At 68.7% G+C, this 25,591-nt stretch carries 16 protein-coding genes and 3 pseudogenes; 13 read left to right on the forward strand and 6 right to left on the reverse strand.

Annotated features, from left to right (window positions below):
* Positions 1–619: 619 nt before the first annotated feature.
* Positions 620–1,804, forward strand: a complete 1,185-nt coding sequence (locus OG782_RS34755; RefSeq protein WP_406457931.1) for an alcohol dehydrogenase catalytic domain-containing protein — start codon at positions 620–622, stop codon at positions 1,802–1,804.
* A gap of 273 nt (positions 1,805–2,077) precedes the next feature.
* On the opposite strand, the pseudogene OG782_RS34760 reads toward OG782_RS34755, so the two are convergent.
* Positions 2,078–2,957: pseudogene (locus tag OG782_RS34760) on the reverse strand (SDR family oxidoreductase).
* Between the two features lie 900 nt (positions 2,958–3,857).
* The gene (locus OG782_RS34765) at positions 3,858–4,697 is read right to left on the reverse strand and encodes an SDR family oxidoreductase (protein ID WP_406457933.1); all 840 of its coding nucleotides are present in this window, start codon (positions 4,695–4,697) and stop codon (positions 3,858–3,860) included.
* 92 nt (positions 4,698–4,789) lie between these two features.
* Between OG782_RS34765 and OG782_RS34770 the strand changes: the two genes are divergently transcribed.
* The 3 genes from OG782_RS34770 to OG782_RS34780 all read left to right on the forward strand — a co-directional run bounded on the left by OG782_RS34770 (position 4,790) and on the right by OG782_RS34780 (position 6,650).
* Entirely contained in the window at positions 4,790–5,161 is a 372-nt protein-coding gene (locus OG782_RS34770; RefSeq protein ID WP_406457935.1) for a winged helix-turn-helix transcriptional regulator, read from the forward strand.
* 506 nt (positions 5,162–5,667) lie between these two features.
* The gene (locus tag OG782_RS34775) at positions 5,668–6,414 is read left to right on the forward strand and encodes a hypothetical protein (protein ID WP_406457937.1); all 747 of its coding nucleotides are present in this window, start codon (positions 5,668–5,670) and stop codon (positions 6,412–6,414) included.
* Positions 6,411–6,650 carry a hypothetical protein gene (locus tag OG782_RS34780; protein ID WP_406457939.1) on the forward strand — a complete coding sequence of 80 codons (240 nt, stop codon included), beginning with the start codon at positions 6,411–6,413 and terminating at the stop codon, positions 6,648–6,650. The genes OG782_RS34775 and OG782_RS34780 overlap by 4 nt, the downstream gene beginning before the upstream one ends.
* A 103-nt stretch (positions 6,651–6,753) precedes the next feature.
* On the opposite strand, the pseudogene OG782_RS34785 reads toward OG782_RS34780, so the two are convergent.
* The 4 genes and pseudogenes from OG782_RS34785 to OG782_RS34800 all read right to left on the reverse strand — a co-directional run.
* A pseudogene (locus OG782_RS34785) lies at positions 6,754–8,538 on the reverse strand (BTAD domain-containing putative transcriptional regulator); the annotation flags it as partial.
* 414 nt (positions 8,539–8,952) lie between these two features.
* Positions 8,953–9,165: pseudogene (locus OG782_RS34790) on the reverse strand (multiprotein-bridging factor 1 family protein); the annotation flags it as partial.
* A gap of 9 nt (positions 9,166–9,174) precedes the next feature.
* The gene (locus tag OG782_RS34795) at positions 9,175–9,441 is read right to left on the reverse strand and encodes a hypothetical protein (RefSeq protein ID WP_406457941.1); all 267 of its coding nucleotides are present in this window, start codon (positions 9,439–9,441) and stop codon (positions 9,175–9,177) included.
* A gap of 644 nt (positions 9,442–10,085) precedes the next feature.
* Positions 10,086–11,912, reverse strand: a complete 1,827-nt coding sequence (locus OG782_RS34800) for an ABC transporter substrate-binding protein (protein ID WP_406457943.1) — start codon at positions 11,910–11,912, stop codon at positions 10,086–10,088.
* A 173-nt stretch (positions 11,913–12,085) separates the two neighbouring features.
* Between OG782_RS34800 and OG782_RS34805 the strand changes: the two genes are divergently transcribed.
* The 9 genes from OG782_RS34805 (at position 12,086) to OG782_RS34845 (ending at position 25,590) form a co-directional block, all read left to right on the forward strand.
* Complete coding sequence (locus tag OG782_RS34805; RefSeq protein WP_406457945.1) at positions 12,086–14,095, forward strand: hydantoinase/oxoprolinase family protein; 2,010 nt, start codon at positions 12,086–12,088, stop codon at positions 14,093–14,095.
* Between the two features lie 3 nt (positions 14,096–14,098).
* Complete coding sequence (locus tag OG782_RS34810; protein ID WP_406457947.1) at positions 14,099–15,766, forward strand: hydantoinase B/oxoprolinase family protein; 1,668 nt, start codon at positions 14,099–14,101, stop codon at positions 15,764–15,766.
* A 53-nt stretch (positions 15,767–15,819) separates the two neighbouring features.
* Entirely contained in the window at positions 15,820–17,160 is a 1,341-nt protein-coding gene (locus OG782_RS34815) for an MFS transporter (RefSeq protein ID WP_406457949.1), read from the forward strand.
* A 50-nt stretch (positions 17,161–17,210) separates the two neighbouring features.
* Positions 17,211–18,596: an NAD(P)/FAD-dependent oxidoreductase gene (locus OG782_RS34820; protein ID WP_406457953.1), complete on the forward strand. Its 1,386-nt coding sequence runs from the start codon at positions 17,211–17,213 to the stop codon at positions 18,594–18,596.
* A gap of 339 nt (positions 18,597–18,935) precedes the next feature.
* Positions 18,936–19,880: a heparin lyase I family protein gene (locus tag OG782_RS34825; RefSeq protein ID WP_406457955.1), complete on the forward strand. Its 945-nt coding sequence runs from the start codon at positions 18,936–18,938 to the stop codon at positions 19,878–19,880.
* 60 nt (positions 19,881–19,940) lie between these two features.
* Positions 19,941–21,962, forward strand: coding sequence for a hypothetical protein (locus OG782_RS34830; protein WP_406457957.1), 2,022 nt, complete (start codon positions 19,941–19,943; stop codon positions 21,960–21,962).
* A 109-nt stretch (positions 21,963–22,071) separates the two neighbouring features.
* Positions 22,072–23,160, forward strand: a complete 1,089-nt coding sequence (locus tag OG782_RS34835; protein WP_406457959.1) for a substrate-binding domain-containing protein — start codon at positions 22,072–22,074, stop codon at positions 23,158–23,160.
* A gap of 114 nt (positions 23,161–23,274) precedes the next feature.
* Entirely contained in the window at positions 23,275–24,579 is a 1,305-nt protein-coding gene (locus OG782_RS34840; RefSeq protein WP_406457961.1) for an ABC transporter substrate-binding protein, read from the forward strand.
* Positions 24,580–24,693: 114 nt separating this feature from the next.
* Positions 24,694–25,590: a carbohydrate ABC transporter permease gene (locus tag OG782_RS34845; RefSeq protein WP_406457963.1), complete on the forward strand. Its 897-nt coding sequence runs from the start codon at positions 24,694–24,696 to the stop codon at positions 25,588–25,590.
* Position 25,591 lies beyond the last annotated feature (1 nt).

Raw genomic sequence — 25,591 nt, forward strand, 5'->3', positions numbered from 1 at the left:
GTCAGTTGATGGAACTCGTAGAGCGCGCCGCGGGCGCGTTCGGTCGTCTCCAGCACCTTCGGCAGGGGCGCCCAGCGCTTCGACGGTGTTGTCACTGACGCCTTCGGTGCGGCGGTGTGCAGTGTCCGGGGGCTGTTCTGTTCATCGCGCACGCCCCTGCCTATGCGCTGGGCGTGCGCGCGCCTACTCGCCGGTGAACTCGTCCGAAGAGGGTGGGCCGGCCTGCGACGGGCCGGAAATCCGGTTGGTTTTCCAGCACGCACGACGTGTGCGCCCTCGCTTTTTGATATTCCGGCCGGTATCCGCCGCAGTCGCGTGCCGGAGTGCGCCGAGCCATGAAGGGCGCGACAGTGAAGTGGGGAGTTCCGTAGTCGACGGTCGAGCTACGGGAGCGTGCCGGCCATGGGAAAGATCGGCAAGCTCGACAAGGGGGACCGGGTCTCCGAGAGTGATCATTCCGGCCGTCGCACCGTCCGCAAGACTCAGTCTCTGCGGAAGGAAGGTACCGGGAGACTGGGGCGCCGATTGCAACGGGTGAGCATTCCTGTCCGGCCTCATCCTGAAGGTATGGGAATTCTCGCGGGGGCGTTGTCGCGGTTCCTCTTGAGGGGATTCGAATATGCGCGCACTGACTTGGCAAGGCAAAAGGGATGTCCGGGTGGAGACCGTTCCGGATCCGCGGATCGAGGACCCGACGGACATCATCGTCAGGATCACGTCCACGGGCATCTGTGGCTCGGACCTGCACCTGTACGAAGTCCTGGGGCCCTACCTCGACCCCGGGGACATTCTCGGCCACGAACCCATGGGCATCGTGGAGGCGGTCGGCCCTCAGGTGGCTTCCCTCGCCCCCGGGGACCGTGTCGTCGTCCCCTTCAACATCTCGTGCGGGCACTGTTACATGTGCGATCAGGGGCTGCACTCCCAGTGTGAGACCACGCAGGTCCGCGAGCGGGGGATGGGAGCCGCCCTCTTCGGCTACACCAAGCTCTACGGCCAGGTGCCCGGTGGACAGGCGGAGCTGCTGCGGGTTCCCTTTGGGGACAGTCTGCCGATCAAGGTTCCGCACGGGCCGGCGGACGACCGGTTCGTCTACCTCTCCGACGTACTGCCCACTGCCTGGCAGGCCGTGGAGTACGCGGCGATCCCGCCCGGCGGGTCGGTGACCGTTCTGGGGCTCGGGCCGATCGGTGCGATGGCGACACGCATCGCCAGGCACCGGGGCGCGGGTCAGGTGATGGGGGCCGACCTCGTACCCGCTCGTCTGTCCCGCGCCGCCGCGGAAGGGGTGCAGTGCCTCGACGTGCGCCGGCACGGCAAGGAACTCGGCGACGCCATCCGCGATCTCACAGACGGACGAGGCACCGACGCGGTGATCGACGCGGTCGGCATGGAGGCACACGGCGCCCCCGTGGCGAAAGCGGCGCACGGGGCCGTGGGAATGCTGCCCGACGCTCTTGGGGAACGGCTGATGGAATCGGTCGGCGTGGACCGCCTGGCCGCCTTCCGGGCAGCGATCGACGTGGTGCGCAGGGGCGGCACGATCTCGGTGTCCGGTGTGTACGGCGGCGCGGCCGACCCTCTGCCGATGCTGACCATGTTCGACAAGCAGATCCAGCTCAGGATGGGGCAGGCCAATGTCAAACGCTGGGTCGACGACATCCTCCCGCTGCTCACGGACGAGGACCCGTTGGGCGTGGACGACTTCGCGACGCACCATCTGCCGCTCGAAGAGGGACCACAGGCGTACAGGACCTTCCAGGAAAAGCAGGACGGAATGATCAAAACCTTGCTGATTCCCTGAGCGCAAGGTCTGACCTGCCTGGTGGAAAGGACACCCGGCGACGAGCGGATCCGCCAGGGTCCGGCCATCCGATCGCGGGGTCGGGCCACGCCCGGACGGGCCGCCACGGGAGGGCTACATATCCGACGAGACGTGCGCCTGTACGCGCCGGGGATGAGCCGCGCACGGCCAAGCAGCGGCTGATCGATTGCCTTGGGCGTGGTCCGTCACCGCGTCGGCGTGCCGTAAGGGCAGTTGGGTGCAGACGAGTTGCCGCAAGCGGCAGCCCGGGTTTCAGGCGCGCGATCGTCGGGTTGCCTCGGCTGCGCGTCCGCCGGACCCCAGCAGCCCCTTCGCTTCGAAGGACGATCGCGTCAGCTCTCGGCGGGTCAGCAGCGAGACCAGTCCAGGGCAGACCGGCTCGCACCGCCTGGACACTCCGGAGCCACCCTGGCACGTACACGGCAGGTGCCCGCCGCTCGACTGCGTCGACCACGAGTCGGGCCACGTACTCCGGGGCATAGGTCTTGCGCGCCGGTGGGGGCATATGGGCCCGAAGCTCGCGCAGCACCCGATGCTGGTCGGCATCCCGGCTCATGTCGGTGTCGATCCAGTTCAGATATGCGATTCCCACGCTGACTCCACGGGGGGGCCAGTTCCGCGCGCAGGGAGTGGGAGAACGACTCCACGCCCGCCTTCGACGCGCAGTACGCACTCATCATTGGCGCGGTGACGATGGACGCGAGCGAGGCGATCTGCTGGTAGTGACCGTGCGTGCGGAGCAGTTGCGGCAGGAACGTCCGTGCGGTGACCGCGCGCGGCCCACGAGGTTGACCTCGATCACGCGCCGCCAGGTGTCCGGATCGGAGTCGGCGAACGGACCTCCCTCTGCCACTCCGGCGTTGGCGACGACAACCGAAGCGGGGCCCAGACGGCGGTCCACCTTTTCGGCGACGCTGGCCATCGCCTGGTCGTCGGTGACGTCCACATGCCAGTGCAGTGACTATGAGGGGAGTTCGTCGGCCGTCCCTGCGAGTGTGCCTTCTTCCAGGCCGAGCAGGGCCACGCGGACGCCTCGCTCCGACAGCTCGCGGGCGACAGCTGCTCCGAGGCCGCGTGCGGCTCCCGTCACGACGGCTCTACGGCCGCTCAGGATGTGCTTCCGGTCAGTCACGAGAACTCCTGCGAATAGGCGGTGAGGGCATGTTCGGGAAATGACCCGAAGCAGGATGTGGCTGTGCCGGAGCGCAGATGGCGCAGCTCGGGTGTCAGGCGGCATTGTGGGGTTCTCGGACTACCTGGTGCTGCTGTGCCGGCAGTCCTTGAAGAACGTTGCCCATGCCGTGGGTCAGGGTCTTGTTCGCTATCGTGCGGTCTCCGGGGTCGCTTGCTGGCCTTTTGCTGACCACGGATCGTGCGCCATGCCTCTGAGCTGGGATGAAGCGGCAGAAGCGTGGTATGTGGTGGAACCTCGTGGGCGGGAACCAGGAGGACTTCACGCAGGCCCGTGAGGACTGGACGAACGGTGATCGGTTTGGAGCTGTTCGCGGCTACGACGGCGTGCCCAATCCGGCTCCTGCGCTGCCAGGTGTGCCCCTGAAGCCGCGTGGATGTGGCGCTGGGCTACGCGTTCTTACGGGTTCATGGCTTCCGATCATGCCTGCGTCGTGCTGGGGGCGGGGGAGGCCGGAAAGCGGCTGAGAGTGCCTCAGCTGAGAGTGCCTCAGGGGAAGGTCTTCCGCTGGACCGGCGTCCCCCTCTGTGTCCGTGTCTGACCTTGTATGCCAGGGCAGATGCTGACTCAATGCCGACAGTCCTGATTGGGCGGCAGGTCGCTTCGGCTGCTTGTTGAGGCGACCGGAGATCCTGGGTGCCTCTCGGGTGAACGGTCTGTTCGACGTGACGTTGCGGTCCGGTGATGTCAGTTCAACGATGCCTCAAGGGCTGGGGCTGAGCACGCTTCGTGCTGTCAGGTGGGAATGCTGTGTCGGGTGGGAGGGCTGTTGGGTGCTGTCCCGGCTCTGGGGTCGGACCCATGGCAACGCTGACCGGAGCGTCTGAATCTCACCCAGTGTCAGCGGAACGCGGCGACATTGCGGGCGGCCCAGTCGGCAAAGGGACGTGGGGCGCGGCCGAGGACCTGCTGGATGTCCGGGCTGACGCGAAGCTCGGCCGGGGTCGGGGAGCCGAGGATGTCCAGAGTGTCGTGGGCGAGTTCCGGCGGCATGCTCTGGGTCATGGCGGTCTTGGCCTCATCGCGTGTGAGCTCGTGAAACCTCACGGGTGAGCCCAGCGCGGCGGCGATGGCCTCCGTCTGCCGGCGCGGAGTGATCACCTCCGGGCCTGTCAACTCGTATATGCCGCCGGTGTGTCGGTCATCCAGCAGGCAGGCTGCCGCGACCGCGGCGATGTCCGCCGGGTCGATGATCGGCACCCCGATGTCGCCGAAGGGTGCGGCGACGACCTGCTGCGTGCGGACGGACTCGGCCCACCACAGGGCGTTGGAGGCGAAGCCGCCTGGCCGCAGGATGGCCCACTCCAGACCGGACTCCCGCAACCTGTCCTCCAGCGCACGCATCGCGATCCGCGTGCGGCCGGAGGGCCTGGTCACCACACTCAGCGTGGAGAGCAGCACAACTCGGCGGACCCCGCTGGCCGCTGCCTCGCCGATGATGTCCGCAGGGTGGGCTCCAGTGGCGTGCAGATCGCCGGACAACAGCAGGAAGAGGGACGTCGCCCCGGCCAGCGCGGGCTTGAGGCCGGCGGGCTCGCCCATGTCGGCCGCCACGAAGCGGACGCCGTCCGGCACCGCCGCCGTGCGCCGGGCCACTGCGGTCACCTGCTCGCCCGCTTGGGCCAGCGCCCGCGTCAACGGTCGGCCGACATTCCCGGTGGCCCCGGTCACTACGATCATGATCACTCCTTGTCGGATTTCCCTCTGTGGCCTTCACGCTAGGACGACTGGCTAACTTTCAGTAAGGACATACCTTGAAGTAAGCTCGTGACATGGCGGGAGGCTTGCAGCGCAGACAGGTCGAGACGGGGAAGCGGTATGACGTGTTTCACACCGACTGCCCTGCGCGCGATGTGGTCGACCACGTGACCAGTAGGTGGGGCATCTGGGTGCTGATCTCCTTGCGGAGCGGCAATCTCCGCTTCTATGAGCTGCGCGAGAGCATCCAGGGCATCAGCGAGAAAATGCTCTCCCAGACCCTGCGTGCATTGGTCCAGGACGGCCTGGTCTGGCGGGAAGTCGAGCCGACGACGCCGCCCCAGGTCACTTACGGGCTTTCTGAGTTCGGCCGGGACGTCGGCGAGCCATTGACGGAGCTCTTCGACCGGATCACACAGAGGCTGTCGCCGCGCACTACGGGCTAGCCGGTGCCGGGCGCTGTCGCCGCCGGTCGGGATCCACGTGCATCCGTGCGGCGGATTCGAGCTGGACGTGAAGAGCCGCTCGACCTGGACTTGTGCATCTGGGCGGCGGTACCCGGCCCGCACGCCTCGCAGGGGGAGGGGCCGAAGTCCCTGCGTGAGGCCCGGGCTTCCGGTCCTGGCCGGAGCACAGCCACCGTGCGTGAGCGTCTCCAGGGGTGTTGGTGGCAGTCATGCGGGGGATGCGTCGCCCTTTGTCGGCCGCGGTGGGGTTCTGGACGCAGTCGCGGAGCAGGGCGCGGCGCCGGTTGTGTACGTCATCGGGTTCTTGGCCGCATGGTGCTTGCGCTGAACGACCACGCGTTGTCCGTCAGGAGTGACGGCCGAAGTAGTTCGACCGACCACTGGAGACCGCCCACCCTATAGACGACTCCGCCGAGTTGAGATTTCATGATTCCATGACGAACAGAGAGTGATGGATACTGGCTCTCTGGCTGACGGGGGTCGGGGTGGTCGTCTGGGCGGTGCTCCAGTTCGGCTTCGAGCCGGTGACGGCGGCTCTGGGGATCGGCGGGACGATCCTGGTCGCCTCCCCGGCCAAAGCCATCATCGGCCGCACCTGGGCGTGGAACGCCGAACGCGGCGAAGGCGCCCAACTTGACGCCGCTGCGGAGGCGTTGAACCGTGCGGTGGAGCGCCACTGGACCACTGAGGCAGGTCGGCGCAAGCAGCATCTCGTGGTCGACCGCATCCCCGTCCGCTGGGACACCGTCCATGATCCGCGCTCACGCACAGCTCGCGCCGGGGACACACGCCCCGTGACGCAACACGGCACACTCGACACATTGATCGACGATTACCTTGCCCAACCCTCCCGCCTGGTCATCGTGGGTGACGTGGGCTCCGGCAAGACTGGGCCGTGCGTCGACCTTGCACTGGCGCTGTGCCGGAGAGCCGACCCGCAGCGTGTGCCGGTGCTGCTCCAGCTGTCCACCTGGGATCCGGCGGTGAGTTTCCAGGACTGGATGGTGCGGCGCATCACGGAGGACTACCGGTTCCTCAACGACACGACCAAGTACGGCCAGGGCTCGGCCATGGAACTGTTCCTCCACCGTCGGCTGCTGCCGATTCTCGACGGACTCGATGAGCTGCCGCCCGAGGCACGCGCCCAGGTAGTCAGGACGCTACGCGACAACACCCACCTGCCGACGGACACCGTCCTGACGACCTCCCACTCGACCGGGCACAGCGCATGACCACCAGCGCGGCCCTCGGCGTCGTCTCCCTCAGCGACCTGGCAACCCGCATCGTCAGCCTGCAGACCTGCTGCGCCGAGTACTACGGAAGCGCCGCGCCCCTGTCCGCCCAACTGGCCTTGACGCTCATCGGCGCACCTGTCGCGGCCCGCGACCGCAGACGCCGATCCTCGCCCAGCCCCAAGACCGACCCACTGCACCTGCTGCTCTCGCGCGCCGGCAACATCAGGCCCTGAGGCGGGCGAGCCTGCCACGAACGGAAGTGAACCGGAACCCCTTCTTCGGTGAGCGCTGACAGGTTGTGGGTGTAACGAGCAGGGGTCATGGAGTGAGAGAGAGGGCGAAGAGCCGTGCCAGAGCGTGCACTTGGTAGTGACCTGGTCCTACGGGCATGAGCAGACCGGCATCGATCAGACCTTCCAGGAGAGCCAGTCCCTGTACGGGACTTCGGTCGAGAAGAGCTGTCGATTCGGACAGGGACAGGAATGCGCTGGTCGATGTACTCAACAGCCGGAAGGCGCGGGCTTGCTCAGCATCCAGACGGGTGTAGCTCTGCTCCATGACGGGTCGCACCGCCAGGTCGCCGGCCTGAAGTTGAGCCAACCGGCCGGTCTCATCCGCGAGTAGCGCTGACATCGTCGCGATCGTCCACGTACGGCGGGCCGCCACGCGGGAGGCGGCAATGCGGATGGCCAGAGGCAGGAAGCCGCAGGCGGCGATCACATAGCGGGCCTCACTGCGCTCCGGGTCGACTCGGTCATGACCCACGATCCTGGTGAAGTGCTCGAACGCCTCCTCGGGGGACATCACGTCGAGGTCGACCAGGTGCGCGCCGGCCAGGCCGGCCATCCGGACCCGGCTGGTGACCAGGGCCGCGCAGCCCGCCGTTCCGGGCAGCAGGGGGCGTACCTGCGCCGCGTCGTGGGCGTCGTCCAGGAGGACAAGGACACGGCGGCCGTCCAGTGTGGAGCGGTAGAGCGCGGCGCGTTCGTCCAGTGAGTCGGGGACCGCCGAATCCGGCACGCCGAGCGCCCGCAGGAATGCCCCGAGGACCTTCCCGGGCTCGGCGGACCACGAGCCCTCGCCCTGAAGGCTGACGTAGAGCTGCCCGTCGGGGAAGTGCCAGCGGGCCCGGTGAGCGACATGGACGGCGAGGGTGGTCTTGCCGACTCCGCCGATGCCGGAGAGGACGGAGACACCCTTCGCGGTGGCAAGTTGGTCGCCGAGCTCCTGGATGAGCGCGGTGCGGCCGGTGAAGTCGGCGACTGTCGCGGGGAGTTGCGCGGGCCGGACCGGGGTGCCGGCCGGGGCGGGCTCGTCGGCGGGGCGGGCCAGTTCCTCGTCGGCCTGGAGGATGCGCTGCTGGAGGGCGGCGAGTTCGGGGCGCGGGTCGACGCCCAGTTCCTCGGCGAGCAGTCGGCGGGTGTCGGCGTAGACGGCGAGGGCCTCGGCCTGGCGGCCGCTGCGGTACAGGGCCACCATCAGGAGCTCGCGCAGCCGTTCGCGCAGCGGGTGCGCGGCGGTGAGGGCGGTCAGCTCGGAGACCGTCTCCGCGTGGCAGCCGACCTCCAGGTCCAGGTCGAGGCGGGTCTCGGTGAGCTGGAGCCGCCACTCCTCCAGCCGGGTGCGCTGGTTCTCGGCGTACGGACCGGGCACGGAGGCCAGCGCCTCGCCGTCCCACAGGCCGAGCGCCGCGTTGAGAAGGGCCCTGGCCCGGTGGTGGTTGCCGGAAGCCCGATCCTTCTCCGCCTCGGCCGCCAGGTCCTCAGCCATGGTCAGGTCCAGCGCCTCGCGTTCGATACGCATCACGTACCCGCCCGATTCGCTGGCCAGGACGAGCGGGCCCAGGGTCTTGCGGAGCCGGGAGGCGTACGTACGCACGGCGGCCAGCGCCTGCGAGGGCGGGTCCTCGCCCCAGATGGCGTCGATCAGTTCGCCGGCCGTGGCGGTACGCCCGTGCCTCATGAGCAAGGCCGCCAACAGGGCACGCTGCTGCGGCGAGCCGGACGGCAGCGTCTCGTCGCCCCGCCTGGCCCGTACCGGACCGAGCACGGAGAACTGGAGTTCCGGCGGTGGCCCCGCGAGTATCGCTGCCACGCCGACAGGCCCGTCACTCGCGCGTATCTCAGGTCTCGTCGTCACGGCCACCGGTGCCACACCGGTCGGTCGCTGTGGCAGCAGAGGCAGCACAGGGGGGAACTCCTGCCCGAGCACGCGCCGCCAGGCGTCGATCCATAACGGATGCTCGGCCGGTCCGATCGAGCACGCCCTCAGAAATCCCGTCAGCTGATGGACATCGCGCGGCACGGTCCGGCCCCGGACGATGCGGTGCGCTGTGCTGTGCGGGAGACAGCCCGTACCCGCCTGCCTCTCCATCTCACGCATCGACGGCCGGCCGGCCAGCTCGTACAAGGTGCGCAGCCCGGCCTTGAACGAGCCGATTCCATCGATGGTCAGTGGATTGGGCGAACCTCGTGGCGGGCCGCCGGAGCCGCGGACACAGGCCTGCTGCCACAGTTCCATGGCCCTGTTCTCCGACGCACCGCAAGCGCGCGCGTACTCCCGCACGCTCTGTTCAGTGGGAATCGACCGACCCGATGCCGCCCGTTGAAGGGTCGTCGCATGGCATGCGGAACGGGCAGCCAGATCCGCATACGAATATCCACGGGCCGATCGTTGGTCACGCAGCCATTGGGCCAACGCGAACAGTGCCTTGTTCGACGAGGCGATCGGCCTCTCCCTACGCCCCACAGGCGATGCTCAGGCCGTGGTGAACGCGTGCAGGACGCGGGCGAACCTGCGGCCCGGCGTCCGGCTTCCTCCCCGTACGGCCATCAGCGTGCCCGCCGCCACCACTGAGGCACCGCTCAGTACGGACAGGACCGACGACAGCCCCAGACCTGTCGTGGACAGTCCACACGCCAGCACGGTGATCACCACGATGACGACGGCATCGGCGGTGGAGAGCTGGTTGCGGCGGGGTTCACCGTGCACCACACAGCGGGCCGGAACGGACGGATGCGACATGGGCGTTTCTCCTGAGATCGAGAGGCTCCCACGCGTCACGGCGCGAGAGCGTGTGCGGGCTCCAAGTCCTTGCGTCCGAAGGGCGTTTGCCGACGCCGATCGGACCTGCATCGTGCCATCGGGTTGGCCGTTCGAGGGATACCCTTCAGGTCGATTGATGCGTGGGCGTCCACGCCGGGGCTTTCCGTCAACGCGGCAGTTCCGGAACTCCTCGCAACCTCGACCAGCAGGTTTGCGTCAGGGAGCGGAACCGTCGCCGAGTGGACGGCGTTTAGATGCAGGGATCATCCCAGTCTCCTGGGCGCGAGTTCATCAATCATTCAAGGCCGGGCGGCACTCTTTCCCAGCGTAGATACACCCCTCCTGACAGTTGCGGGCTCCACCGACGACGATCAGGAACCCCGGCGCGATCACGTTGCCGCGTGAGACCGTCTCCGGCCGGTGACCTCAGCCGAGGGCGCCGGCCGGGAAGCCGGTGACCATCGGGCGCGCCTCGCTGCGTCGAGGCCTTGTGGCATCGTCACGACCATGCCTGTTCAGAGACGGTGTGGCAGCTGTCGAGCCACGGTCACCCCGACCCCGGCCAGAAGCGTCCACATCGGACCGCCGGTACCCGAGCCACGGAAACAGGCGATCGAGCGTGGTCACACGGCTGTCCGGCGCGGGGACTCCTGCCGCAGCCAGGGCGGCAGCCGGAACGACGCCTCGGCGTACGGTATGGGATGGATCGCTCGGCTGGTGCCGTCCTGCACCTGGTAGACCAGTGGCGCCTGGGCGAGCGACGGATCGGGATTCTCGTCCGGGTAGGCCGCGTTGGTCTGCCCGGCCGCCCCCAGGAAGTACGTGCCGTTGACCCCGCGGTGCACGACACTTCGCAGGGCGTCCACCGTCTCACCCGGTCGCCCCGGGCTGGAGGTGGTACTCCAGGCTCGGGCGAGAACCTGTACCTGGTCGTAGCCGGCGCCCGCGAGGCCGTGGCCGGGCGCGATGCCGTGCAGGCGTGCGTAGTCCCGGGCGAAAGAGGCTCCCCGGGTGTCACCGTAGCGGCCGGTGACACTGGCCCAGACGACCCCCTCGGCAGCCTCGCCCGCCGCGCCGAGATATGCCGGAACGGATGGTGTGTAGACGTTGTAGATGAGGGTTGGCGAGGGGGCCCGGACGAAAGCGCGCTGGAATGCGGCCATCGCGGTAGGTGGGTGGTTGCCCAGGATCAGTGCGGCCGGTGAGGTGTCCCGCAACCGTTCAAGGACGTCCGACCAGTCGTCGTACGGCGGTCTGGTCTTGATCCGGAACTCCACGCGCCAGCCCGCGGCCTCCATCAGGTCCGCGCTCCGGTTCGGCAGGATCTCGCTGTCCGCGACCTCGGGTTCGACCACTCCGATGGTGCGGCGCGACGGCTGCCACAGGCCCGCCGCACGTGTCTGGGAGGCAAACCGCAGGAAGCCGCGCACATAGTTGCTGCGCCGTGGACCGGCCTGGAACACGTTGCCGAAAACGGATGGCTCGGAGTCGACCCAGGCCGCCTGGAGGTCGCTGCTGCCGACGTTCAGGTAGGGGATGCCGTACTCGGCGGCACGCTCGTAGCTGGAACGCTCATCGACCAGTAGGTACGAGCCGACCAGCGCGGACAGGTCGAGAGCGCCCGCCGCACGGAACGCCGTGTCCACCGACACCGTGTCCTGGTTGTCGAGCGGGAAGGTCGCCAGCTCCAGGGGCCGCCCCGACACCCCACCGCGCGCGTTCAGTTCGGCGACAGCGAGTTCGGCGCCCTTGAGGAGTTCCTCTCCGTCGGCGCCGTAGGCACCGAGCAACGGAGCCATCAGGCCCACGGTCAATGGTCGGGGAGCGAAGAGGCGGGAGTTGCGGCGCGGAGCGCCCGCGAACCTGGGCGGTCTGCTCCAGCCGCGTTCCAGCGCGTCAAGCATGCCGACGCCGATGGCGGACAGTTCAGCGCAATCGCCGGGCACCGGAAGCCGCAGCAACCCACTGTCCACGGCGAACGCGGCTGCCGCGCTGCGGCTCGGCTGACCCAGTTTGTCCAGGAGCGCCTCGACCTGCTTGCCGACGGTGCGCGGGCTCGTGCCCAGGTAGCGGGCGACGGAGGCGTTGGTGAGACCGCCCGCTAGCAGCGTGAGCACGTCGAGCTCACGCGCGGTGAGACCGTACGGCGGCTCGCCGGTCCGTACCGCGGCCGTGACGGTGACCTGCCGGCCCTCGGCTGTCGGTGGGACCGCGAGGTCGATGTACGCCCATACGCCGTCCTCGGTGATCCACACGAAGGAGACGGCGGACTTGCGGGTGGCCGGCATCAGCTCCGCCCAGCGCCTCACCCGCTGATCCATCACGAGATCGCATCCCAGCACGTCGAGACGCTCATAGCGGCCGGACGCGTCGAGCCGGGCCACGCCAGGGCCTGCCGGCCGCCCGATTCCGGACACGCTCTCGGACGTCCCGGACCGGTCCCGTGCCATGCGTACCTCCTTCTTCCAGGCGGCTCCGCCCATCGGGGCTGACCAGCACCGATGAGCACCCTCGTCCATGGGGAGAACGACGTATTACCGCGCATCGTCGGCCATGGGAACGTCACATTTCAAGGCCGGAATTGAATTCGGGTTGTCACATTGAGTCATAGAAAGGGGGTCTCATGCGTATTGGTGTCGAATGCGGTGGCACCTTCACCGACCTGGTCGTCCTCGACGACGACGGCAGGCTACGGGCGACCTCGAAGGTCTTCTCCACCCCACAGGACCCGTCGCGCGCGGTGATCGAGGCGATCGACGGGCTGCCGGCCGAACTGCGTGAGGGCGCGCTGCTGCTGCACGGCAGCACGGTGGCGACCAACGCCCTGCTCGAGCGCCGCGGCCCTCGCCTGGGCCTCCTCGTCACCCGGGGCTTCCGTGACCTGCTCACGCTCCAGCGTCAGGACCGTGACCGGATGTACGACCTGCGGTACGTCAAGCCCGCACCCCTGGTGCCGCGTCATCTGGTTCAGGAGATCGACGAGCGGATCCTGGCGTCGGGCGAGATCGCGCTCGAACTCGACGAGGAGAGCGCGCGGCGCGCGGTGAAGGAACTGCTCGCCCAGGATGTCACCGCGATCGCGGTGTGCCTGCTGCACTCGTACGGCAATCCCGTGCACGAACGGCGCCTGGCCGAGTTGGCCGCCTCCCTGGCACCCGGGCTTCCGGTGTCCCTGTCCTGCGAGGTCGCGCGCGAGTTCCGCGAGTACGAACGCGCCAGCACCACCGTGGTCGACGCCTTCGTCCGGCCCGCTGTCGCCGGGTACCTGGGCCGGCTCGCCGGCGAGGCCGCTCGCCGCGGCATCACGGGACTGCAGGTCATGCAGTCCAACGGTGGCGCCGTGCCGGTGCCCGTAGTGACGGCCCGGCCGGTGACGATGCTGCTCTCCGGGCCGGCCGCCGGAGTGAGCGGAGCCGTGGCAGTCGCTGAATCAGCCGGGCTCGGGGACGTCGTCACCATGGACATGGGCGGCACCAGCACGGACGTGTCCCTAGTCGTCGACGGCACCCCGCAGCTCACCCCGGAGATCACCGTCGACGGGCTGCCGGTGCGCGTACCGATGATCGACATCACGACCGTCGGCGCCGGCGGCGGCAGCATCATCGCTGTCGACAGCGGCGGCCTGCTCACCGTCGGCCCGCGGAGCGCCGGAGCCAACCCGGGGCCCGCCTGCTACGGACGCGGCGGTCCGGCGCCCACCGTCACGGACGCGAACGCCGTCCTCGGCCTGCTCGGGCCACACCCGCGGCTGGCCGGACGTTTTCCGCTCGACCTGGATGCCGCCGAAACCGTCTTCACGCCGCTCGCCGCCCAGCTCGGCGTCACGGTCGGCGAGGCCGCCTGGTCGGCCTATCAGCTGGCCAACGTCGCCATGGCAGGTGCCATCCGGGTCGCATCGGTCGAGCGCGGCCAGGACCCGCGCGGGCTGACGCTGCTCGCCTACGGGGGAGCGGGCCCGGTGCACGCGGCGGGCGTCGCCGACGAACTGGGTATGCGGCGCGTCGTGATCGCCCCGCACTCCGGGCTCGCCTCCGCCTACGGCCTGCTGGCGGCGGGATTCCGCCGGGAGTTCGCCCGCACGGTCCTCGTCGCCGCCGAAACGCTCGAAGACACACGTCTGCGTGAGGTCATGGCCTCCGTCACCTGTGAGGCGCACAGCGAACTTGCCGGGCAGGGCGTCGACGCCACCACCGTGCACGACACCTGGACCGTCGACATGCGCTATGCCGGACAGGGCTTCGAGCTGTCGGTGCCGCTGCCCCAGGGTGCGGGAGCGGACCTTGTGCAGGAGCTCGTCGCGGCTTTCCACTCCCTGCACGCCCAGCGCTTCGGGCACGCGGATCACACCGCTCCCGTGCAGGTGGTGACCCTCCGGCTGAGCGTCGGCCGGCCCCGCCCCCAGGTGGCGCTTCCCGCCGTCGAGCACCGGCCTGACGAACTCCGCCAGGAAGGCACCGTCCTGGAGTACGGCAAACCCCGTCCCACCGTGACGGTGTCGCGGAGCGCCCTGCCCATCGGCACCGAACTGGCCGGGCCCGCCGTGATCACCGACGACTCCTCGACGACCTACGTCCCCAGCGGCTGGACCGCCACCGTCGACCCGGCCACCAACCTCGTCCTCACCAGGAGCTGATCCATGCCACTCGACACAGCACGGCTCGGTCTGATCCGGGCCGCGCTCTCCTCCATCACCCGCGAGATGGCCACCGACCTGCGCCGGGCCGCCTTCTCGTCGATCGTCCGGGAAGCCCGCGACTACTCGGTCGCCCTCACCGACGCCCGCGGGGAGGTCATCGACCAGGCCGAATGCATCCCGATCATGACTGCCGGCATCTCGTTCGCGATCCGCGGTCTGGCCGACGCCGTCGACCTCTCCACCCTGACCGAGGACGACGCGCTCCTGATGAACGACCCGTTCAACGGCGGCCAGCACCTCCAGGACATCTACCTGTTCACCCCCGTCTTCACCGACGGGCAACTCGTGGCGTTCGCGGCGAGCGTCGCCCACCACGTCGACATCGGCGGTGGCAGCCCCGGCCTCAACGCCACCGCGACCGAGATCTACCAGGAGGGCCTCCGCCTGCCGCTCAGCCGGTTCTCCGTCTCGCGCGACTGGGGGCGCGGCGGATTCGTCGAAGAGATGGTGCGGGCCAATGTCCGCGTGCCCGACCTCGTCGTCGGCGACCTCAACGCGCAGTTCGCCGCCAACCGCACGGCCGCCACCCGCCTCAAGGAGGCCGCAACCCGATTCGGGACCGCCGACTGCCTCGCGGCCATGGACGAACTCAAGGACTACTCGGAGCGACGCACCCGGGCGGCGCTCGGCCGCATCCCCGACGGCGTCTACGAGTCGGTGCAGACGCTCGACGGCACACCCTGGGATGCCGGAACGGTCGACATCCGGGTCAAGGTCACCGTGGCGGGCGAGGAAATCCATCTCGACTTCACGGGCAGCGGCGACCAGATCGACGGCAACGTCAACTGTCCCCTCGCCTCAACGGTCTCCTCGGCCATCAGCGCCATTCGTTGCCTGCTCGACGAGCCAGACATCCCCTTCAACGAGGGCTGCAACCGGCCCATCACCGTGCACGCGCCGTTCGGCAGCATCCTCAACCCGCGGTCTCCCGCCGCCGTACGCAGCCGGCTCACTCCGGCCAGCCGGGTCTTCAACGCGATCGTCCAGGCTCTCGGGCGGCAGGTTCCCGAACGAGCCGCCGCGACCGGTTACGACACCACGACCGCGTTCACCGTCAGCCATCTCGACCGGGGCACCAGCAACTACCAGGTCGTTCTGGAAATCCTCGGCGGCGGCTGGGGCGCCTGCGCCGCACACGACGGTGCCGACGCCCTGGACAACCCCATTTCCAACTGCGCGAACGCCCCCGTCGAGGCACTGGAGTCCGACTACTCGCACTTCCGGATCGTCGAGTACGCGCTCCATGAGCACTCCGGCGGCGCCGGCGAGCACCGAGGCGGCCTGGGTATCCGGCGCACCTACGAGGCCGTTGCCGACGGTGTCGACATCGCCGGATACTCGGACCGCCACCGCACCGGTGCACCCGGCCTGGACGGCGCGGGCTCCGGACGACCGGGCTCGTTCACCATCACCCGCGCCGACGGCACCGTCGAACAACTTCCCGTGGTCTTCCACGAAAAGCTGGGGGCCGGCGACCGCGTCAGCGTGGTCACCGGCGGCGGAGGCGGCCACGGAGAGCCGTCCGACCGCGCCGCACACCGCAGTGAAGCGGACCATCGCGACGGCGTCGCCTCCGCCCCCTTCACCCCCTTCGCCCCGTCCGCCTAGCGCGGACGCCTTTGCCTTCGCCGCCCGTCCTGCCTCCTCGCCAGGAGTACGTCATGCGTCAAGGAACGACCCCGGCCCCCGCCGGATCCGCGCCCGCCCTCTCCACGAGACGGCTCGCCTCGGCCCAGATCATCGGGACCACCATTGAGTGGTACGACTTCTTCATCTACGGCACGGCGTCCGCGCTCGTCTTCAGCCACGTCTTCTTCCCCGAACTCCCGCCGCTCGTCGGTACGCTGCTCTCCCTCGCCACGTTCGGCGCGGGCTTCCTCGCCCGTCCGCTCGGTGCCGTGCTCTTCGGGCACTTCGGGGACCGCGTGGGACGCAAGCGCACCCTCGTCGTCACGCTGCTCCTGATGGGCGGCGCCACCGTCGCGGTCGGTCTTCTGCCGTCCTACGACGCCATCGGGGTCGCATCCCCGCTCCTGCTGCTGCTCCTGCGCATCGTGCAGGGGATGGCCGTCGGCGGCGAGTGGGGCGGCGCGGCGCTCATCGGAATCGAGCACGCCGCGCCCCGCCGCAAGACCCTCTTCGGCGCCTTCGCCCAACTGGGCTCACCGCTCGGCCTGGTCCTCGCCACCCTCGTCTTCATGGCCGTCACCGCGGGCTCGGACGCCTGGCTGCACAGCTGGGGATGGCGCCTGCCCTTCCTCGCCTCCGTCCTGCTGATCCCCATCGGCATGGCGATCCGCACGAAGATCCACGAGTCTCCGGACTTCACCGCGGCCCACGAAGCACCGAAGCCCGCGCGGCTCCCCGTCGTCGAGGTGCTGCGCCAGGACTGGCGGCGCGTCCTCATCGGAGTGGGCGCGTTCGCCGGGGTCTTCGTCACCTACTACCTGCTCACCACGTTCACGCTCGTCTACGCCACCGGCACACTCGGGATGAGCACCTCCATCACGCTGCCCGCAAACCTGATCGCCGCGGTCAGCGAGGGGCTCTTCGTTCTCATCGGCGCCCTCCTGGCACCCCGCTTCGGCGCACGCAGGATCGCCCTGGCCTCCGCCATCGGCCTGGTCATCTGGGCGTGGCCCGCCTTCGCCCTGGTGGGCACCCAGAACGCGGCGCTGCTGTATCTGGGCGTCGCCGTCAGCATGGCCTTCGTCGGAGCCGGCTACGGAGTCCTCGCCGCCGAGGTCGTCCTGTTGTTCCGCCCCGAGGTCCGCTACACGGGCGCCTCCCTCAGCTACGGAATCGCGGGCTCCATCGGTGGAATCGCCCCCAGTTTCTCCACCTACCTGCTCGACCGAAGTGGCAGCACGACCCCGGTGGCCGTCCTCACCGGTGTCGTCGCCCTGGGGATGGCCGCAGCCTGCCTGGCATTGCCCCGCCGCGGCGAGGGCGAGGTCCTGCCCGGGACCCCACGGACCGACGCGGCCGTCTCCGCCCACTGATCCGCCGTCCCCTCACCACACCCCTGATCGCACCCTCCCGGAGTTCTGCCATGTCCACCTCTGACCCGGCCAACGGCCAGGTGTCCTTCTGGTTCAGCCAGACCGGCTTCCCCTCGCGACGCGCCCCACTCGACGGTCCGATCACCGCGGATGTGTGCGTCATCGGCGCCGGATACACCGGGCTCTGGACCGCCTACCACCTCAAGAAGGCCCGGCCCGACTGGGACATCGTCGTTCTGGAGCGGGAGTTCGCGGGGTTCGGTGCCTCCGGCCGCAACGGCGGCTGGCTGTCCGGCAAGATCCCGGGCTCGCCCGCCCGGTTCGCCGGGGAACGCGGCAAGGAGGCCGTCCTGCGGTTCCAGGCCCTGATGAACGAGGAGGTCGATGTGGTGCTCTCGACGCTCAGGCGTGAGGGCATCGCGGCGGACGCGGTGAAGAGCGGCTATCTGCGCGTCGCCCACGCGCCGGCGCAGCTGGACCGGCTGCGGGCCTCCGTCGTACACGACCAGGAATGGGGCAACACAGACGAAAGGCTTCTCTCCGCAACGGAGCTGAAGGAGCGTGTCGAGGTCGCCGGCGGCCTCGGCGCGGCCTTCAATCCGCACTGCGCGCGTATCCACCCCGCCCGTCTGGTCATCGGCCTCGCCGAGAGCGTCGTCCGTCTGGGAGTGCGCCTGTACGAGTCGACGCCCGTCACCGCGATCGCCCCGCACGAGGCCACCACACCATTCGGTTCGGTGAGCGCACGCCACGTGCTGCGCTGCACCGAGGGCTTCACCTCCGAACTGCCCGGTGAGAAGCGCACCTGGCTGCCGATGAACTCATCGATGCTCGTGACCGAGCCGCTGTCCCGGGCCGCCTGGCAGAGCATCGGCTGGGAAGGACAGGAACTGTTCAGCGACCAGACCCATGCCTACCTCTACGGGCAGCGTACCGCCGACGGCCGTATCGCCCTGGGGGGACGGGGGGTGCCCTACCGGTTCGGATCCCGGGTCGACGGGGACGGCGGCACCAGCGCGCGGACGGTGGCCTCACTGGCCCGGACGCTGGCCGCACTCTTCCCGGCGGCGGCCGATGTTCCCGTCGCTCACGCCTGGTCGGGTGTGCTCGCGGTACCCCGTGACTGGTGTCCCACGGTCCATCTGGACCGGGCCACCGGCATCGGCTCGGCGGGCGGATACGTGGGGCAGGGCGTGACGGCCTCGCATCTCGCGGCTCGCACCCTCACCGACCTGGTCATCGGAGAGGACACGGAACGCACCCGGCTGCCGTGGACCGGCCGCACCTCGCCGCGCTGGGAACCGGAGCCGCTCCGCTGGATGGGGGTCCATGGAATGTACGCGGTCTACCGGGCCGCGGACCGCCAGGAAGTGGAGGGGCACCGCACCAGCACGTCTCCCCTCGCCCGGGTGGCGGACCTGATCTCGGGGCGCTGACCGGAACGAGCCAGGGGAGAGGGCGGGGGCCGGAGTGCGGGGGCGCCTCTCTTGCGCCTCGGCGGTTACGGACCCCAATACCTCACGCCTCCACGATCCAGCGGTCTCGTCATCTTGCGTCATTCGACATCGCATGCCATCGAAAGGTGAAGATCCCATGGTGAGCGGGATCATCGAATCGATGACCACTCGCCCCTGTGAATCTGTGAAAACATGGCCAGAACCTCACCACCCCTTGGCTTGAATGAAGTTTCGCCACCGGTCTTCCGGTTTCATTCGCAAGCGTGTCAGCATGCAGGCGGTTCGAGGTGCCCCCAGTTCCCAGCAAACGATGTCGTCTTGCCGTTTGAGTTTCGGCCACACGGTGTGATGGTGCTGGAGGAACACCCCTGGGTGGCCTTCGACCGGTTCTCGCAGCCCCACGATGTCGAGGAGTGGAAGATGATCAAGGTTCTCAAGGTGTCCGCCGCCCTATGTGCAGGGGCGCTGATGGTCCCCGTTCTGGTGTCGTACTCGTCAGGAGCCGAACCGGACGGCGCCCCACTCGCCGGCGCCGCGCCCGCGCAGTCCGCCACGGAGAAGCTGAAGGTGGACTACGAGAACGGAGCCCTGAACTCCGGAGTGGACGGTCTGAGCACCACGCACGCGACGGCACCGGACGCCTCCGGCGTCGTTCAGCCCGGGCACGAGGGCTCGTACGCGGTTCAGCACAAGGTGACACTCGGCGAGGCGGGATACGAGTCCAACGGCGCGCCGCGTAGCGAGAGCGCGACGGATCTGCTTCCGTCCGGGCAGTTCGACATCGGTGACGTGCAGCGCTACGAGTTCAGCGTGCTGCTCAAGGACTGGAAGACCTACACGCCCGGTGACAGCGAAACCGGAGACATCCTCTTCCAGGGGAAGTACGCGGGTGGCAACGTTCCGGCGTTCTACCTCATGGCGAAGCGCAACGAGGTCGCGTTCAGGTCACCGCACCTGAACCAGCAGACGGCGGTGGTGGCGGACCTCCGTCCGTACGTGAACAAGTGGATGAGCTTCCGCGTGGACGCACGCTGGACCACCGACGAGACGGGCTACTTCAAGGTCTCCGTGCGGCTGCCGGGAGAGTCCGACTACAAGCCGGCCGCTTCGTACGAGAACGTGCGTACCTACCAGCCGGAGAACCCGGCCGACCACGGCTACATCAAGTGGGGGCTCTACCGGCCCTCGGAGTCGATCGAGAACGGTGACGTACCCACGCGGATCGTCCAGCACGACGACATCCGCATTCTCGACCTGTCCTGACGCGGATCCCCGGATCCCCGGATGTGTGGAACAGCAGACTCAGCATCCCTTGGAGTACAGATGACCCATACTCGTTCCCTGAGCAGGCGCCGGCTCATCCAGGCAGGTGGCGCGCTCGGGCTGGCCACCGCCGCCGGAACCCTTCTCGCCCCGCAGGCCGGCGCGGCACCCGAGGCGGCGGCCACGGCCAAGGTGACCGACCTCGGACCGGGGCTGGTCCAGTTCTCGCTGATGAGCGGGGTGCTGGTTGGCGAAACCGTCTACATCGGCTCGCGCAACCTGACCCCCTCCAGCGTCGTCGGCTTCCATCTGCCGAGCCGGAAGGTGGTGTCGTCCACCAGCCTTGACGCGGGGCCGGAGCCCTCCATCCAGGCACTGGCGGCGGATCCCACCGGCCGCTACCTCTACATCGGCGTCCTGGTCAAGTCCGACCAGGGCAAGCCGAATCTCTACCGGTGGGACCTGGAGACGCCCGAGAAGCCCGCCGTGCCCATCGGCAGGACCGAGGACCGCGACATCCGTGATCTGGCCGTCGCCCCCGACGGCACGGTCTTCGCCGTGGGCGGCGTGCCGGACAAGCCACCGGTCCTGTGGCAGTACGACCCCGCCACAGGTGCCGTGACCAATCTGGGTGCCCCCGATCCGAAGGCGACGCTGGCCAGGGCGGTCGCAGCCACGGACACCACCGTCTTCTTCGGCGCGGGCAGCGTCCTTTCCGGCGGCAGCGGCGCGAGCAAGGCATCCCTGTTCGCCTTCGACCGCCAGAGCCACGAGTTCACCTCGATCGTGCCCAAGGAGATGGAGAAGGACCCCAGCCTGCGGGAACTCGCCGTCCATGACGGGAAACTGATCGTCGGCACATCGGGTGCGGTCGATCCCGCGAAGCTCGCCGTGATCGACCTGACGGACTTCTCCTCCTGCACCGTGGTGAAGACCGAAGGCGCTGTCATCAAGACGTTCACCTCCGATGCCGAGCGAATCTACTTCGCCTCCGAGTCGGGAGTGCAGGCCTACTCGAAGGCCGACAGGACCATCTCCCCTGTGGAGTTCACCGGTCCGGACCTCGGTGAGATCTGGGGGCTGGACCATACCGAGGGAAGGCTCGCTGTCGTCTCGGGCTACGGATTCGTCGCCGAGATCGACGTGTCGGCCAAGACCTCCGTGGTCACCGATCTGCACGAGGCGGGGGCCGAGGCCGGACCACAGGCAGGCATGGGCATAGCCGTCGGCCACGGGTATGCCTACCTCGGCGGCAACGGCGCCATCTCACGGCGCAACCTGAAGACCGGCGAGGTCGTCAATCTTCAGGCACCGGGTGAGGCCAAGGACGCCGAGGTGATCGAAGGCGTCCTGTACACCGGCCAGTACAACGCACAGGGCATCTGGCGATACGACTCCTCCCGGCGGCGGCAGCCGCAGCAGGCGGCGAAGTTCCCCAGCGATCAGAACCGCCCGCTGGACCTCTCGTGGGACCCCGAGAACAAGCTGCTCCTCGTTGGTGTGCAGTCCGACACCGAGGGCGGCGGCGCCCTGTGGACGTACTCTCCCGGGACCGGGAAGTCGGCGTCCTACGTCAATCCCATCGATGACGTCCAACTCGTGCGGGCGGTGGCCAACCGGGACGGCGTCGCCTACCTGGGCGGTGACAACGCCGCCAAGGAGGGACCGCGCGCCACCGTCGTCGCCGTCGATCCGGTCACGGGCAAGGAGCAGTGGCGCGTCGACACGGAGCAGTCGGCGGGCGTGGCGGCTCTGGCGGTGCAGGGCCGGAACCTCTACGGCCTCACCACCAAGGGAGGGCTGTTCGTCATCGACGTGCGGGCCAGGAAGGTGGTGCACACCGCGGACGTCAGCAGCGTCAGCAAGGGCTTCGCCGCCATGGTCACCAACCGGGGCGCGGTCTACGGCGTCTCGGACACCACGCTCTTCCGCTTCCATCCGAAGACGTTCGCCGTCACCACCGTCGTCGCGGACATCAACGGGGCCTGGTACAGCGGCCCGCATGTCAACGTCGACGAGGGGCTGCTCTACACGCTCCGCGGCGGCAACCTCGTCTCCGTCGACGACAGGCCGTCGCACTGACCCCGTCACGGGATCCGCTGCTCCAGGCCATCGTTTGACCTTTGATTGATATCTTTTCGATTGTCGAGTGAAGATCGATGACTCACTCGTTGTCGAGAGGGGACTGAAGGTGTTGGCTAACGAGCGGCGGGAAGCGATCCTGCGCGCTGTGGAGCGCCAGGGCTCGATCACCGTGAAGGCGCTGGCGGAGGAGATGGGCGTCTCCGCCGTGACCTTGCGCCAGGACGTACGGGAGCTGGCCGGCCAGGGACTGCTGAACCGGGTGCACGGCGGCGCCACGGCCCTGACCTCGGAGGCTCCGGCTCCCGTCGAGGCCCCGGCCCCCGCCCCGGAGCCCACCGGGGAGAAGTACGCTGTCGGGCTGGTGGTGCCGCCCGGCGGCTACTACTACGCGGAAGTGATCCGGGGCGTCCAGAACGCGGCCCGCGCGCGTGGCGTCCGCGTCGCACTGACCGTCTCCGGGGAGTCGCTGGCGGAGAACCAGGAGCAGGTCCGCCAGCTCGTGGCCGGCGGGATCGACAGCCTGCTGCTGATGCTGCACCCGGGTCTGCGCCCGCTGGACGAGGCCGAGCAGTGGCTGAGCACCCTCGAGGTGCCGGCTGTGCTGGTGGAGCGCCGCGCCGGGATCCGGGCCGGCCGGCTGGAGCAGGTGGCCTCCGACCACGCCTACGGCGCGGCCCTCGCGGTGCGCCATCTGGCCGGGCTCGGGCACGACAAGGTGGCCCTCGTCGCCAGGATCGAGAGCCCCAACACGGCTCTGCTCAGCGCCGGTCATGCCGACGCGGTGCAGGCCATGGGGCTGACGCCGGGGCCGGAGTTCCTCATCAGCACCACAGGTGACGGGGCTCCGGCCGACGCGCGCTTCGAAGAAGTGGTCCGAGCCGTGGAATCCGGCGAGGTCCGGGCCGCGCTGGTGCACAACGACATCGATGCCATCGCGCTCGTCGGCATCCTGCGCGCACGCGGCATGCGCGTGCCGGAAGATCTGGCACTGGTCACCTACGACGACGAGGTCGCCGAGCTGAGCGACGTACCGCTCACCGCCGTCGCGCCCCCCAAGCAGGCGGTGGGGGCATGGGCGCTCGACCTGGCGGTCCGCCGGCTGTCCGACCCGGCCACCCCGCTGGCCGAGATCCTGCTCCGCCCGGAACTGCGAGTGCGCGCGTCCTGCGGTGCCAACCACCGGACCGACGCGTAACCATGTGACGTCATGTGGTTTCGTTATCCAAAAAACGAAATCAGATGCATTGACGTGCTGTCGTACGTAACGAATGATTGCGGTGACACCCAAGCGAACGATCGGTGGCACATCATGTTTCGTAGACGACTGACAGCAGTGGTCTGCTCCGTCGCAGCAATCGGCCTTCTCGCCACGGGATGTGGAGACTCCGACAGCGGGAGTTCCACGGCGGAGAAGGGCACCGGGAAGGTCACCTTCTGGTCCTTCGTCAAGGGCTCCGACGAAGTGGCGAAGGCCTTCAACCGGACCCACCCGGACATCAAGGTGACCTTCGAGGCGGTGCCCTCGGGCCAGGAGTACTACTCCAAGCTCACGAACGCCGTGAAGGCCGGCACCGCCCCGGACGCCGCGGTCGTCGAGTACCCGCAGCTGCCGGAGTTCGCCACTCAGGGCAAGCTGGAGACACTGAGCGATTCGCTCGGGCCCCTGGTCAAGGACCATTTCCCGAAGTCCGTAAGGCAGTTGGTCGAGCTGGGGGGCCAGACGTGGGGTGTTCCCCGCGACGCGGCTCCGCTGATGCTGTACTACCGCAACGACTTCTTCAAGAGCCACGGGATCAGCGTCCCCAAGACATGGGACGCGTACCGGAACATGACCGCTCAGGTGAAGAAGGCGGACCCGAAGGCCCGCGGCGGGGTTCTCTACACCGACAACCCGGGCCTGCTGACCGCCCTCGCCTGGCAGGCCGGCTCGCAGTGGTTCGGCACGGAGAAGGACTCCTGGAAGGTGTCGCTCGACGACGCTCCTTCCCGGAAGGTCGCCGACTACTGGGGTGACCTCGCCCGGAAGGACCTCGTCAGCTCGGTGAGCTCGCTCGACCCGTTCTGGACGAGCGTCCAGCAGAACCGGACCGTCGCCTACGTCTGCGCGAGCTGGTGCGCGGGGGCACAGCAGGCGACCGTCGCCGACCAGAAGGGCAAGTGGTCGGTGGCCCCCGTGCCCACCTGGGACGGCAAGCCGGCCTCGGCCATGTACGGCGGCTCCTCGTTCGTCATACCGAAGGGCGCCAAGAACAGCGGCGCCGCCGAGGAGTTCATCAAGTGGATCACCACTGACCCCGAGGGCATGAAGGCGTGGGTCTCCTCCGGGACCAGCAGCATGTTCCCCGCCGATCCCAAGCTCCTGCCGGTCACCAAGGCCGCTTTCCCCACCGACTACTTCGGCGGCCAGGACGTGTACGCAGTGGGCAGCAAGTCCTACGCGGCGGTCCGGCCAGGCTGGACGTGGGGACCCGTCATGGGGACCACGAACACGGCCATCGTCGATCAGCTCCCGAAGGTCGCCCAGGGCAAGGTGAAGCTCTTCGACGTCCTCACCGGATCCCAGGAGGCGACGGTGAAGGACATGGAGCGGCGCGGGATGAAGGTCGCCCCGTAGTACGCGAACCCCGGTGAACCGATGCCCGTTCCGCAGGCCCATGCGTGCCCGCAGGCCGAGGCCGGCATCGGCTCCCGCCCCGACGCTTCCCGCTCCCCTCGAGAAAGGCCCGGTATGACAACTCCGTCAGCCCGCGCCCAGCGCCGCACCGCCACACTGCTCCTGGCACCCTTCTTCATCCTGTTCGCCGCCGTCACCCTCGCCCCGCTGGTCTACGCGGGCTGGATGAGCCTGTTCACCACCCACACCTCCGGCCTCGGCTTCGGCGGGACCGAAGAGGTATTCGCAGGACTGGACAACTACGTCCGCGCGTTGGCGGACCCGGCCTTCCGCGGCGGGTTCCTCACCATCGCCGCGTACGTCGCGATCTACATCCCCGTGATGATCGGTGGCGCGCTCGTCCTCGCCCTGCTGCTGGACTCGGCACTGACCAAGGCGCGGACCTTCTTCCAACTGGCCCTGTTCCTCCCGCACGCGGTGCCCGGTCTGATCGCGGCACTCATCTGGGTCTACCTGTACACGCCCGGACTGAGCCCGGTGATCGACTTCCTCAGCGCCGGGGGCCTCGACATCGACTTCCTGTCGGCGGACAACGCGGTCCTCTCCGCGGCGAACATCGCCGTCTGGGAGTGGATCGGGTACAACATGGTGATCTTCTACGCCGCCCTCCAGGCGGTGCCGACCGAGGCCCTGGACGCGGCGAAGATCGACGGTGCCGGCCAGATCCGTACCGCTCTGTCGATCAAGGTGCCGATGATCCGCCCGGCCATCGCCCTGGCCGTGCTGTTCACCGTGATCGGTTCGGTCCAGCTCTTCACCGAACCGAAGGTCATCTACAGCGCCTCCAGTTCGATCGGCAGCAGCTGGACGCCCAACATGTTCGTCCAGACCGCCGCGTTCACCCACAACGACTTCGGACTGGCAGCAGCGGCCTCGCTGCTCATCGCACTGTTCGCCGCGCTGCTGTCATTCCTCGTCACCCGCATTTCGCGCAGCAGGAGCAAGCCGTGAC

The sequence above is a fragment of the Streptomyces sp. NBC_00876 genome (genome assembly GCF_045207435.1).
Lineage (GTDB): Bacteria > Actinomycetota > Actinomycetes > Streptomycetales > Streptomycetaceae > Streptomyces.